This is a genomic window from Chloroflexota bacterium (assembly GCA_018648225.1).
In the GTDB taxonomy this organism is placed as follows: Bacteria; Chloroflexota; Anaerolineae; order Anaerolineales; family UBA11858; genus NIOZ-UU35.
Window position 1 is genome coordinate 2,945 of the sequence record JABGRQ010000051.1, and the last position, 13,577, is coordinate 16,521.

Below are 13,577 nucleotides of genomic sequence, written 5' to 3' on the forward strand. Positions count from 1 at the left end.
TGGAAATTGCGCAAAGACTTGCGCGTGGTAGTGATGGAAGAAACCAATGCTCGATTTGTCGAAAATTTACCAGAGCCGGTGAGCTTTGTGACCATTGATGCTTCATTTATTTCATTAAAGATTCTGTTGCCCGTTGTGAAGGAGTGGCTGCCCTCACCTCACCCCCTTCGCCCCCTCTCCTCTCCCAGTGGGAGTGGTGATGGGGTTGGGGGAGTGGTGAGGGGTGAGATTGTCGCCCTCATCAAACCCCAATTCGAAGCCGGGCGTCGCGATGCTGCGCGCGGCAAAGGTGTCATCCGCGACCCCGAAGTACATCGCCGCGTCCTCACGGATATTCTCGCCTATGCCGAAGAACAAGGTTTTAGCGTCACCGGTCTGATCCAATCGCCCATCGAAGGGCCGAAGGGAAATATTGAATTTCTCGCCCGTCTGCGCTATCCTGTCGTTCTCGGGATGGATTGGCAAGAACAGATCGATTTTCTAATTCCCGAAGCGGAAGAATAACCACGAAGCCACAAAGACACGAAGTTAAAACAGAGAGTTTTTTAGTGCCTTCGTGTCTTTGCGGTGAATGTCCCCAAATCACCAATCCCTAATCTCTCTTAAATCGGTTATACTACGCCCCGCAAATGGACATTCAATACATCCGTAATTTCAGTATTATTGCGCATATCGACCACGGCAAATCTACGCTGGCCGATCGCCTGTTGCAAGTCACCGGCACCATCTCTGAGCGCGACATGATGGCCCAGGTTTTGGATACGATGGATTTGGAGCGCGAGAAGGGCGTCACTATCAAGGCCTCGGCGGTGCGCATGAGCTATTCGGCTTCCGATGGCGCAACCTATGAACTCAACCTGATCGATACTCCCGGTCATGTCGATTTCGGCTACGAAGTTAGCCGCGCCATGTATGCCTGCGAGGGCGCGCTTCTGATAGTAGATGCTTCGCAGGGCATCGAAGCTCAAACCCTGGCGAATCTCTATATGGCGATGGAAGCCGATCTGGAGATTATTCCGGTCATCAATAAAATCGATCTGCCCGCGGCGCGGCCCGATGAAGTTGCCGCAGAGATCAGCAATTTGTTGGGGACTCCGGAAGATGAAATTCTCAAAATCTCGGCCAAATCGGGCATCAATGTAGAAGCGGTGTTGGCTGCCGTTGTCGAGCGGGTACCACCCCCAAAGGGAGTCCCCGAAAACCCCCTGCGGGCGTTGATCTTCGATTCGCACTACGATCCCTATAAGGGCGTTGTTGCTTATGTGCGCGTCTTCGATGGCGAAATCCAACCCACTGATCAATTGCATTTGATGGCAACAAAATCCACCCTCTCGCCCGTAGAAATCGGACTTTTTTCACCGCAAATGAAAGCTGTGAAAAAACTAGCTACAGGCGAAGTTGGCTACATTGCCACCGGTCTGAAGAGCGTCAACGAGTGCCGCGTGGGCGATACAGTAACGCTTGCCAACCGTCAGGCAGAAAAACCATTACCAGGTTACCAGCAAGTCAAGCCGATGGTATTCGCGGGTATCTACCCAGTGGAGGGCGAAGATTACGAAGATTTGCGTGACGCTCTGGCGAAGTTGCAACTCAACGATGCTTCATTGGTCTACCAACCAGAGACTTCACAGGCGCTCAATTTTGGCTTCCGCTGCGGCTTTTTGGGCCTCTTCCACATGGAAATTATTCAGGAGCGTCTCGAGCGCGAATATGATCTGGATATTATTGCCACCGCGCCTTCGGTAGAATATGAAGTGTTGCTGCGGAATGGGCAGACGATCCGGATCGATTCGCCTGCCGAATTACCCGAAGACGGTGAGATCGAAGAAGTGCGCGAGCCATGGATGAAAATTCAGATATTTACGCCGACAGATTATTACGGTGTTGTTATGGAATTAGCCACTTCGCGGCGCGGTATTTTCATCGACCAGGATTACCCCACTGCCAATCGTGTGCAGTTGAATTTTGATATTCCGCTTTCCGAATTAATCATCGATTTCTTTGACTATCTCAAATCGGGCACGCGCGGCTATGCCTCGCTGGATTATCAGTTTGCCGAATACCGCGTCGATGATCTGATTAAGCTCGAAGTACTGGTCAATAGAGAACCGGTCGATGCGCTGGCAATGATCGTCCACCGCGATGCTGCCTATCGCCGGGGGCAGGCCTTTGTGACGAAGTTGAAAGAACTCATTCCACGCCAAATGTTCGCTGTGCCCATCCAGGCATCGGCGGGCGGGCGGGTGATTTCGCGGGCCAATATTAAAGCCATGCGCAAAGATGTACTTGCCAAGTGTTACGGTGGCGATGTCTCCCGCAAGCGCAAACTGCTCGAAAAACAGAAGAAGGGCAAGAAACGCATGAAGAGTGTGGGAAATGTAGAAATACCGCAAGAAGCTTTTCTGGCGGTATTGCGATTACGTGATGACTGATTCAGAGAAAACACTACAAGAGAAAAGTATTTGGCGCAGTATGTTGCCCGGTATGCTTATCAGCCTATTGGCGCTGCTGGTGCTTTTTCGTCTGTTTGACTGGCAAGAAGTGTGGCTGGCCGTGCGTCAGGCCGAATGGGGCTATTTGTTGCTGGCTGTGCCATTTTATGCGGCTTCTTATTTTTTGCGCGCCTTGGCCTGGTATCTGATTCTACAAAAAACAGTGCCGTATCGCAAAGTTTTCTTCGCCATGCACACCGGATATTTGCTCAATAATGTGTTGCCTTTCCGTCTCGGCGAGTTAGGGCGCGTCTATATTTTGGGCCGCGATGGGCCGGGTTTTTGGCGAATTTTTCCATCGGTTCTGATTGAGCGGGCGTTTGATATGGCCTTTGCCGCCGCGCTGCTCTTGGGATCGTTGCCGTTTGTGCTGCAAACATCCAACGCCCAGCAAGTGGCGCTGATCGTCGGCGGGGTGGTCGTCTTCGGATTTGTGGTGCTATATTTACTGGCGCGCTATCGTCAGTGGGCCTTGAAGCAGTTCGAGTGTCTGGGCGAACGCTGGCCGCTGATCTTGCGTTTAGGCAAAGAGCGTTTCGAATCATTTTTAGAAGGTCTCGGCGCGCTCACCTCTCCAGGTCGTTTTTTGCAAATCTTTGTTTTGATCACAGGCGGCTGGATTTTCGCAGTGCTGATTCAATTCCTGTTTCTGCGCGCTTTCTATGCCAATGCCAAAATCATTCACGCCACATTTGCGCTGGGCGTTTCTGCTATGGGGGTAGCCATTCCCTCCTCGCCGGGATATGTAGGTGTGTACGAAGCCGCCATTGTCGGCGCGCTGGCTGTGTTTGGTATTCCGTTTTCAACTGCTTTTGCCTTCGCCGTCACTGCCCATCTGGCGTATGTGTTGATTACCGGGGTGCTGGGTGCGTATGGTTTGTCCAGCAGCAATCTGTCGATTGGACAGATCTTTCAAAACCTGAAGCGTTTGAAGCCATAATTCCAGCGCTATTTCTGGAGCTTGTTATGTCGAAAAAATATCTTGTGACCGGTGGAGCGGGATTCATCGGGTCAAACTATGTTAATCGCTTGCTACGTCGTGGGGAGCGCGTCACAGTTTTTGATAACTTATCCCGCGCTGGGGCGAAGCTCAACCTGAATTGGTTGCAATCCACCCATGGGGTGGGTTCGTTTTTTTTGGTGGCAGCCGATGTGGGGGATGTGGAATCACTCAAGGATGCAGCCCGCGGCGTTGATGTGATTGTCCACCTGGCCGGGCAGGTTGCCGTGACCAGCTCGGTGCTGGATCCCCGCAAAGATTTTTTGGACAACGCCCTGGGGACATTCAACCTGCTCGAAGCGGCGCGGTTATCCGGACGGCTGCCTGCCGTCTTGTACGCATCCACCAATAAAGTCTACGGCGGCATGGATGACACAACCGTGCGAGAAGCTGCGACCTGTTACGCCTATGCCGACCTGCCTCACGGTGTTCCCGAAACGCAACCGCTCGATTTTCACTCACCCTACGGATGCAGCAAAGGCGCCGGTGACCAATATGTGCGTGATTACGCCCGCATCTATGAATTACCCACCGTAGTGCTGCGCCAGAGCTGCATTTACGGCCTGCGGCAGTTTGGCATCGAAGATCAGGGCTGGGTGGCGTGGTTTGTGATCGCAGCGTTGCTGGGTAAACCGATCACAATTTACGGCGATGGCAAGCAGGTGCGTGACGTACTTTTCATCGAAGATTTACTTGATGCCTACGACGCAGCGATTGCCAATATCGCTACGGCCTCCGGGCAAGTCTACAATATCGGCGGCGGCCCGCAGAATACCCTCTCGATCTGGGCGGAGTTTGGCCCGCTGCTCGAAAATTTACTTGGTGCAAAAATCCCCATCGCCCGCGCCGATTGGCGCCCCGGCGACCAACGCGTCTACGTCTCCGACATTCGCAAAGCCGAGCGTGAGTTGGGCTGGCAGCCGAAAGTCAGCGTTGAACAGGGTGTCCGCCGACTGTTTAGCTGGGTACAAACGAATAAATCATTATTCGTGTAACTTTGGCAAATGCAAAAATTAACCACGAAGAACACAAAGAACGCGAAGAGTCACAAAGTTTTTCTTTGTGCCTTTGTGGTAAAAACCTACCAACCTTCAACTTTCAACCTGTAACTTGCAAACCTCGTCATGCGCATCCTCACCGTCCTCACCTATTACCGCCCCCACACTAGCGGCCTGACTATTTATGTGGAACGCCTTGCGAAAACATTAGTGAAACAAGGTCATCACGTCACCGTACTGACCTCGCAATATGAGAAAACTCTGGCGCGTGAAGAAATTTGCGAGGGTGTGCGCGTGGTGCGCGCTCCCGTGCTTTTCCGCGTCAGCAAGGGTGTGATTATGCCTGCCTTCGGCTATCTGGCTTGGAAGCTGGCCTTAGAGCATGATGTTATTCACCTGCACCTGCCGCAGTTTGATGCTGCTGGGGTTGCCCTGCGTGGGCGGTTGCTGCGTAAACCCACGGTGATTACCTATCATTGTGATCTGGAATTACCGACAGGCTTTTTTAATCGTCTGGTCAATGCGGTCGTGCATAGCATGAATCATCTGGCTGGCCGATTTACGCATCGCATCGGTGCATACACCCAAGATTTCGCTTCTCATTCCCCATATCTGATGCGTTTCGCTGAAAAAGTACGCGTGATTCTGCCTCCGGTGGAATTGCCCGCGGCCAGTATTGAAGATGCATCTGCTTTCCAGGCGGAACACAACCCCGAGGGGCGCCGCCCGGTGATTGGCATGGCGACGCGCTTTGCATCTGAGAAGGGTGTCGAAATTCTGCTGGATGCCTTGCCCAAAGTGTTGGCACGATATTCCGATATGCTGGTGTTGTATGCCGGTCAATATGCAGATGTGATGGGCGAAGAAGCCTATTTTGCGCGTTTGTCTCCCGTGATTGAGCAGTATCAGGCCCACGGGCAGTGGAAATTCCTCGGGGTGCTGAATCCAATCCAAATGTCCACGTTTTACCCCGCGCTGGATGTACTCGTCGTCCCCAGTCTGAATTCCACCGAGACTTTTGGGTTGGTGCAAATTGAAGCCATGCTCAACGGCGTCCCCGCGGTGGCCTCCAATCTTCCCGGGGTGCGCCAACCCCCGACGATGACTGGCATGGGCCTGGTCGTCCCTATCGGCGACGCGGATGCCCTGGCCGACGCGCTGTTGGAAATTTTTGCCAATCCTGAAAAATTTAAAGGCAACCCCACAGAAATCGCCCGCACCTTTGAACCGCGCGCCAACGCCCAGGCATATGAAAAGCTGTATCGAGAATTGCTGAATGAACTTGGTGATTAGGCGATCAGGAAGAAGGCGATAAGGCCGGAACAACATCGAAGCCTTGTTCGGCGAAATGTGGATCGAATGTGAAGGCCGTGTGAATCCCCAGTTGGCGCATGGTGGCAAAACTGGCGCAGTCCACTAGGCTCAACCGGCGGCGGTTGGCGACCAGAAAAGCATCGACGATCTCTTGATGTTGATGGACGCTGACCCACTCTATATGCAGCCAGGGAACGATCTTCTTTTGTAAGTCGCGGATGGCGCTCATCCCCAGGCGATTTTGGAGTAACGCATAGGCTTCGACCAGCAAATAATTGTTCGCGTAAATTGGGATGTCTTCTTCAACGAAATAATCCCAGGTTTGTCTGGCGATTGGATGCAAACTATCTTGCAATGACAACAGGGCAAGCAAGGCCGATGTATCAATCAAGATCATCATCGTTGCCGCCAATTTCAGCATAGATTTCTGCCAGGTATTTATCGTGGTTGATGGAAACATCGGTGGCGCCTTCGATGTCGTGGTATGCGCCGATGGACAGCGCCCGACGTTTGAGTTCCTCCCGGCTGGGGCCGACCTGTTGTTCGGCGAACAAATTCACGCTACGGCGGATTAATTCAGCCATCGAGATATGATATTCAGCGGCCTTCTCGCGCAAGAATTTGTGTTGATCTTCGGTCAATTGGATTTGTGTGCGAATCATTAGCTTGCTCCTTGAAGTGTAATCACTTTTCCAGAAGTGATGTAATTATATCAGCTTTCCTCCTATGAAATCGTCTCAACCTTCAACCCTCAACTTTCAACCCCCAAAAGATTACCTTTGGGAGAACCTCAGCACGCTCCCCTACTTCCGTGCCCTGCTGCGCGCCGTGGAAGCACGCGCCTATATTGATATTGACCTACCCGCGCCGACTCTTGATTTAGGCTGCGGTGATGGACACTTTGCCCCGATTGCATTTCCGCGTCCCCTCGAAGTAGGTATAGACCCCTGGTGGGAGCCGCTGCTCGAAGCTGGGAAACGGGATGCCTACCAGGGGTTGGCACAGTCCGATGGGGCGGCGATGCCTTTCCCCGATGGTTATTTTTCCAGCGCGGTCAGCAACTCGGTACTTGAGCACGTTCCCCATCTCGATGAAGTCCTCGCCGAAACCGCCCGTGTGCTGCAACCCGACGCAGCGTTCATCTTTTGTGTGCCGAATCACAATTTTTTAGCGACTCTCTCAATAAGCCGCTTCTTTGATCGCTTGGGTCTACGCAAGTTTGGGGATGCCTATCGTGCATTTTTCAATCGCATCTCACGCCATCATCATTGTGATTCGCCCGAAGTGTGGCAGGCACGGCTTGACAAGGCTGGTTTCGAGATTGTGCGCTGGTGGCATTATTTCTCTCCGGGGGCATTGCACACCCTCGAGTGGGGTCACTATTTCGGGTTGCCTGCCTGGGTTAGCAAGTTGTTCTTCGGACGCTGGATTCTCTCTCCAACCCGCTGGAATCTCGCTCTTACGCGTCGCCTTGTGGAACCCTACTACAATGAGCCGTCGGAGCGTGACGATGGGGCTTACTCATTCTATATCACTCGCAGGCGATAAAAATTTCTGAGGAACCAGTAGCATTTAGCTCCTTTGGCTCCTTCGCTTCATCTGGTATCATTGGGGGCTGATTATGAATGAACCCTCTGTTCTCGATTATGTAAAATCCAAAATCTTCTTCTGGCGCGGCGACGTGGTTGAAATTCCACAGCCAGGGGTTGGCAGCGTAGATTCGGCTGAAATGGTCTCCCCCGCAGGCGTTTCAATGTTTGACGTTGGGCCGACAGAACCCGACGCCGAAATTCCCGCTCCGCGTCTGGAAATCTGGAACTGGCCTGGCTGGTGGGTGATGCTTCCGTTAATCCTTGCTCTGGCCGCTCAACGCGCGCTGGAGCCGCCCACGCGCAGCATTCTGCTGGGGATGAGTTTTTACCTGCTGGCGGCAGGATTCCTGTTGTGGGGTTCGCTGCGTGGTCGCGTGACCCTGCCTGCAGTGCCCGCCCAGCCTGAAACCTCAGACCCGATGACAGCGCGCCCCCTCGGGATGTGGATCAGCATCGTCTTTGGCTTGTTGGCCTTTCTGGCTTTTGGCGGAAACCGTTTTACGCAGATCAACCTTACCCTGTGGCTGATCGCACTGGCCGGATTTTTCTACGCCTTCTGGTATATTCCCCCCGAAACACCGACCCTACGAGCGCGACTGAGCACCGCCTTCGAGAAATTCAAATCCAGCGGCATCACCTTCTCCCCGTGGAGCTTACTCGTCCTGGCGGTTTTCGCTCTTTCTGCATTCTATCGCTTCTACCAGCTCGACCAGGTACCGCCGGAGATGTTCAGCGATCATGCCGAAAAGCTCTACGATGTCGCCGATGTGCTCGCAGGGAAATACAGCATCTTCTTCCCGCGCAACACCGGGCGCGAAGCCTTTCAGATGTACCTGACCGCGGCGATGTCGCTAATCTTCAACACCGATCTATCGTTCCTGAGTCTCAAATTAGGCACGGCCTTCGCGGGTCTGTTCACGTTGCCCTTCATCTATCTATTGGGCAAGGAAGTTTCCAGCCGCCGCGCCGGTCTGTTGGCAATGGCCTTTGCCGGGATCGCCTATTGGCCGAATGTGATCGCGCGCGTGGCGCTGCGCTTTGCGCTGTACCCCTTTTTCGCTGCGCCGACACTATATTTTCTTGTGCGCGGCCTGCGTCGCGGCTCGCGCAACGATTTTCTGCTCGCCGGGCTATTTCTCGGCCTCGGCCTGCATGGTTATAGCCCTTCTCGTTTTGTGCCTTTCGTCGTGTTGGCGGCGGTCGGCTTGTATCTTTTGCACAAGCGTCCCCGCGCCCAACGCCGTCAGGCCATCTGGGGGTTAATTTTGCTGGTCTTCGTTTCGTTGCTGATCTTCGCGCCGCTCTTGCGGTACGCCCTCAGCGATATGCCGGGTTTTACCTACCGCACGATGACCCGCATGAGCGAAGTCGAACAGCCCTTCCTCGAACCGGTTTGGCAGATTTTCACCCAAAATTTATGGGGCGCGATGACGATGTTCTTCTGGGATAATGGTGAAATTTGGGTACATTCGGTGACACATCGTCCGGCGCTGGGAATGGTCTCTGCGGCGCTCTTTGCGCTAGGCGGGCTGATGCTCACTGTGCGCTATCTGCGTCGCCGAAACTGGCTCGATCTTTTCTGGCTGATCTCGATTCCCTTATTGATGATGCCTTCCATTTTTTCGTTGGCTTTCCCCGACGAAAACCCTTCACTCAATCGCACTGGGGCCGCGCTAATACCGGTGTTCCTGATCGTTGGGATGACCCTGGACGGATTTCTGAATCAGCTCGAAAGGAATCCGCGCATCCCCGCGCGCAGGCAGTGGTTAGTTTGGGGGGTGGGCATTCTCCTGTTGGGTGGGTCCTGTGCCCAAAACTTTGATCTCGTCTTCAACCAATACCGCGAAAATTTTGCCCGTAGCTCGTGGAATACATCCGAACTCGGCGCTGTGATTCGCCAATTTTCCGATACGATTGGCGACGAAGACAGCGCCTGGGTAGTGCCCTACCCGCATTGGGTTGATACGCGTCTGGTAGGGATGCGCGCCGATGTGCCACTGCGCGATTACGCCCTGTGGCCCAATCAGATTGTCGATACCCTGGACAATCCGCACGCGAAATTATTCCTTTACAAACTCGAAGATACCGATACCCGCGACATGCTGAAAACCCTCTACCCCAACGGCGCGGTGCAACTCTACGACTCGGCGATAGAGGGCAAAGACTTTTATATCTACTACGTACCGCCGAAATAATAAGCGTCGAAAGTAAAGGTTGAAGGTTAAAAATTCACTTTCAACCTTCAACCTTCAACCCAAAACCTTATGATCACTACCAAATTTACCAAACTCGGTTATATCGTCCTGATGCTGTATATTCTCGCTGCAGGGGCTTATTTGCGCCTCGTTGGCCTGGATTGGGATGCAGAGCAACACCTACACCCGGATGAGCGCTTTTTGACGATGGTGGAATCGAGCCTGGAGCCGGTGCAGAGCTTGGGCGATTATTTTGATACGGTCAATTCGAGCCTTAATCCACATAACCGCGGGCATGGGTTCTTTGTTTATGGTACGTTGCCAATTTTTATTGTGCGTTATGTGGCCGACTGGCTGGGTGATACCGGCTACGGCGAAGTGTATCGAGTCGGTAGGGCGTTGTCGGCGCTGGCCGATTTGGGTGTGGTCTGGCTGATATTCCTGACAGCGCAACGTTTGTACAGCCGCAAGGTTGGGGTGCTGGCGGCGGCCTTCTACGCCTTTGCCGTGCTGCCGATTCAACAGTCGCACTTTTTCACGGTAGATACGTTCATTAACTTCTTTACCTTTTTAGCGTTCTATTTCGCGGTGGAAGTTGGGAGTCAGCGAGTCAGCGAATCAGCGGAAGATGCCCCTTCCTCCGTCCCCCGTCTCCCGTCCTACCTGCTCTTCGGTCTCGCCCTGGGCATGGCCGTTGCCTCCAAGATCAACGCCATCCCGGTTGCGCTGGCTTTGCCAGTTGCGGCGGCGCTGTATTTCCTGCGCTTGTCCGTTGAAGAACGGCAGCAGCAGGCGGGGCGCATTCTTAGTTATGTGGCCCTGGCCGGATTGGTCAGCATTCTGACTTTTCGTATCTTCCAGCCCTATGCTTTCTCCGGGCCGGGCTTTTTTGGGATGCTGCCTAATCCGCAATGGGTGGAGAATCTCAAATCGCTCAGCGCGCAGACGGGCGGCGATGTCGATTTTCCTCCAGCGTTGCAATGGGCGCGGCGTCCGCTGTGGTTCTCATGGCAAAACCTGACGGTGTGGGGGCTGGGGCTTCCGCTGGGCTTGCTGGCCTGGGCGGGTTTCTTGTGGATGGGCTGGCGCATGTTCAAGGGGGAATGGCGACAGCATATTCTGTTGTGGGGTTGGACGACGGTTTATTTTGTCTGGCAGTCGCTGCAATGGAACAGCACCATGCGCTACCAGTTGCCGATCTACCCGGCGTTGGCGATGATGGCGGCGTGGGTAGTGTTGCAGGTTGTAGGTCACAGGTTGCAAGTTGGCAAACCTTCAACCTTCAACCTTCAACGTGCAACGGGGATTTTGCTCGGCGGTTTTGTTTTGGTACTAACCTTCGCCTGGGCCTTCGCCTTCTCGCGCATTTATACCGTGCCGCACACGCGCGTGGAGGCGACGCGCTGGATGTTGCAGCATTTCGCCGGACCGATTAGTTTGCAAATTGAAACCGATGATGGCGTGTATGCCCAGCCTTTGCCATTTTCGCAGGGATTGAGTATCGGCAGTGGCGCGCCGTATCACACGCAGTTCACGGCGTATGCCAGTGGAACGCTGAACGAAATTCTGCTGCCGCATGTTGCTGACGTTGGCGCGGTGGGGAATCTGATCGTTAGCCTGACCTCGGCGCAATCACCGGACACGCCGCTGGTTGTGACCACGCTCTCTGGCGCGGATTTGCCCCTCTCGCTGCCAGAGAGCAGCGATTTTGCGATCAACTTCGGGCAGGATGTCTTTGTTGGTACGGATAGTACATATATACTGACTTTTGAAGTCTTGGGTGGACTGGAAGAAGTTGATGTGTGCGATGTGCTGCATTTTGAGATTCAGACGGTCGATCCGGTGGTGATGCAGGATGTGAATCCGGGCGCGGATTGCACAGCGCGCCCCGATAGCCCGTATACGGCGGCGTTCATTCCCCTGGATGCGGGCACGCTCTCCGGGTTTACGGCGCGCCAACTTCGAGCGAGTCCGACGGTTCGCGCGGGGGAGAAAACCCTCACGGCGAGTCTATCCCTCACGCCGGATGGCGAGTCGGTCGCTGCCGCGTCCATCACGGATGAATTTCTGCCCGGCGATGATTACCGCGGCACGGGTTTCAGCCTCCAATTGGACACGCCGCTGGAACTGACTGAAGACACGACCTATTATTTGAACTTTGACCTGAACGGGGCTGGACAGGTGCAACTCTCAGGGGCGGCGCTGGCGAATGAGACCACCTGGGATGATGGTTTGCCGCTGCGCATGGATGGCTACGACCCCTATGGCGGCATCTACCAGGGCGGGTTGAATTTTGAGATGTACTGGGACGATAACGACGAGAAGTTGCAACGCTTCACAGGTACACTGGCACAGGCCGATTTTGTGTTGATTACTTCGAGCCGCCAATGGGCCAGCACGACTCGCGTCCCGGAGCGTTACCCGCTGACGAGTGAATATTACCGCCACTTGCTGGGCTGCCCTGTAGAACAGACGATTGAATGGTGTTATAACGTGGCTGAGCCGGGCATGTTCGCGGGCGATTTGGGCTTTGAACTGGTGCAGATTTTCCAGTCGAACCCCAGGTTGGGTAATTTCGAGATCAACGATCAATTTGCCGAAGAAGCTTTTACGGTCTACGATCATCCGAAGGTGTTCGTATTCGCCAAAACCGAAGCCTATGATCCGGCGCGGGTGGCCGAAATTTTGGGAGCGGTGGATTTGGGCAAAGTGGTGCGCGTGACGCCCAAACAGGCCGATACCTTCCCCGCTGATTTGATGCTGCCCGATGCGCGTTTGACTGAACAGCGGGTGGGCGGCACCTGGGCAGAATTATTTGATACGGAGGCGCTTCAAAATCGCTCGCATTTCGCTGGCGTGCTGCTGTGGTATTTTAGCGTCTTTGCCCTGGGGCTGATGACCTATCCGCTGGTGCGTTTCGCCATGTCGGGCTTGCCCGACCGCGGCTATCCGCTGGCGCGTGTTACCGGGTTGGTACTGCTGGCCTGGCTGGTGTGGATGGCGGGGTCGGTTCGTATTCCGGTTACGCGCCTGACGATTGGGTTGGTGCTGCTCCTGATCGCTTTGCTGGGCGGCTGGCTAGCCTACCGTCAACGTGATGGATTGCGTGCCGAGTGGCGCGAAAAGCGTAAATATTTCCTGACCGTCGAAGGGCTGTTCCTGCTTTTCTTCCTGATTTTCCTGCTCATTCGCCTGGGCAACCCCGATTTATGGCATCCCTGGAAGGGCGGCGAGAAACCAATGGATTTGTCCTATTTCAATGCCGTGTTGAAGAGTACAACTTTTCCGCCTTACGATCCCTGGTTCGCGGGTGGCTATATCAACTACTATTATTACGGCTACGTGATTATCGGCGTGCTGGTCAAATTTTTGGGAATTATGCCGACTTTTGCCTATAATCTGATTTTGCCAACGCTCTATTCACTGGTGGCGATGGGCGCCTTTTCAATTGTCTGGAATCTATTTGGGGAGACGGAGGACGGAGGACGGGAGACGGGTGATGTCCGCCCTCCGTCGTCGGTCGTTGGTCGTCGGTCTTTGATTGCATTCGGTGGTGCACTCGCCATGTCCACCCTTGGCAATTTGGGCCTTTTACAGATGCTCATGCGCGGCTACCAACGTTTGATTGTCCCCAGCGAAGAGATCAGCGCGGCAGGCTTGTTCCAGCGGTTATTTTGGGCGCTCCAGGGGATGGTCAAATCTCTCGGCGGCGCAGCCCTCAACTATCGCCTCGACGAATGGTACTGGAACCCCAGCCGCGTCATCGGCGCTCAGCACGGCAACCCGATTACCGAATTCCCCTTCTTTACGTTCCTCTATGCCGATCTGCATGCCCACATGATCGCCATACCCATCGCGCTATTGGTCGTGGGTTGGGCGCTCTCAGTGGTGCTGGGCAAAGCCTGGGCGGGGCGCACCACCCCTGGGCATTCTCCGTTGCGTATTGGGCTGAGTTTTCTCATTGGTGGGTTGGCAATTGGGGCGCT

At 54.2% G+C, this 13,577-nt stretch carries 10 protein-coding genes; 8 read left to right on the forward strand and 2 right to left on the reverse strand.

Going from position 1 to position 13,577, the window contains the following annotated elements; all coding sequences use genetic code 11:
• From HN413_03125 to HN413_03145, 5 genes are all read left to right on the forward strand, one after another.
• Positions 1–504, forward strand: a 504-nt coding sequence (locus HN413_03125) for a hypothetical protein (protein ID MBT3389378.1), incomplete at its 5' end; no start/stop codon positions are given.
• Positions 505–629: 125 nt separating this feature from the next.
• Positions 630–2,432, forward strand: coding sequence for an elongation factor 4 (gene lepA / locus HN413_03130; GenBank protein MBT3389379.1), 1,803 nt, complete (start codon positions 630–632; stop codon positions 2,430–2,432).
• Positions 2,425–3,432, forward strand: a complete 1,008-nt coding sequence (locus tag HN413_03135) for a flippase-like domain-containing protein (GenBank protein MBT3389380.1) — start codon at positions 2,425–2,427, stop codon at positions 3,430–3,432. Before lepA ends, HN413_03135 begins: the two co-directional genes overlap by 8 nt.
• A gap of 26 nt (positions 3,433–3,458) precedes the next feature.
• On the forward strand, positions 3,459–4,487 hold the full coding sequence (locus HN413_03140; GenBank protein MBT3389381.1) for an NAD-dependent epimerase/dehydratase family protein: 1,029 nt from the start codon (positions 3,459–3,461) through the stop codon (positions 4,485–4,487).
• Between the two features lie 129 nt (positions 4,488–4,616).
• A complete protein-coding gene (locus tag HN413_03145) occupies positions 4,617–5,783 on the forward strand; it encodes a glycosyltransferase family 4 protein (GenBank protein ID MBT3389382.1) in 1,167 nt (388 codons plus the stop codon).
• Between the two features lie 4 nt (positions 5,784–5,787).
• Here HN413_03145 and HN413_03150 read toward each other — a convergent pair whose 3' ends face one another.
• Both HN413_03150 and HN413_03155 read right to left on the reverse strand, forming a co-directional pair.
• Complete coding sequence (locus tag HN413_03150) at positions 5,788–6,225, reverse strand: type II toxin-antitoxin system VapC family toxin (protein ID MBT3389383.1); 438 nt, start codon at positions 6,223–6,225, stop codon at positions 5,788–5,790.
• Positions 6,188–6,466, reverse strand: coding sequence for a CopG family transcriptional regulator (locus tag HN413_03155; GenBank protein MBT3389384.1), 279 nt, complete (start codon positions 6,464–6,466; stop codon positions 6,188–6,190). Before HN413_03155 ends, HN413_03150 begins: the two co-directional genes overlap by 38 nt.
• A gap of 64 nt (positions 6,467–6,530) precedes the next feature.
• On the opposite strand from HN413_03155, the gene HN413_03160 reads away from it, so the two are divergent.
• The 3 genes from HN413_03160 to HN413_03170 all read left to right on the forward strand — a co-directional run.
• The gene (locus HN413_03160; GenBank protein MBT3389385.1) at positions 6,531–7,352 is read left to right on the forward strand and encodes a class I SAM-dependent methyltransferase; all 822 of its coding nucleotides are present in this window, start codon (positions 6,531–6,533) and stop codon (positions 7,350–7,352) included.
• Positions 7,353–7,425: 73 nt separating this feature from the next.
• Positions 7,426–9,591 carry a hypothetical protein gene (locus HN413_03165; GenBank protein MBT3389386.1) on the forward strand — a complete coding sequence of 722 codons (2,166 nt, stop codon included), beginning with the start codon at positions 7,426–7,428 and terminating at the stop codon, positions 9,589–9,591.
• A 69-nt stretch (positions 9,592–9,660) separates the two neighbouring features.
• A partial coding sequence (locus tag HN413_03170) for a hypothetical protein (protein MBT3389387.1) occupies positions 9,661–13,577 on the forward strand: 3,917 nt, incomplete at its 3' end.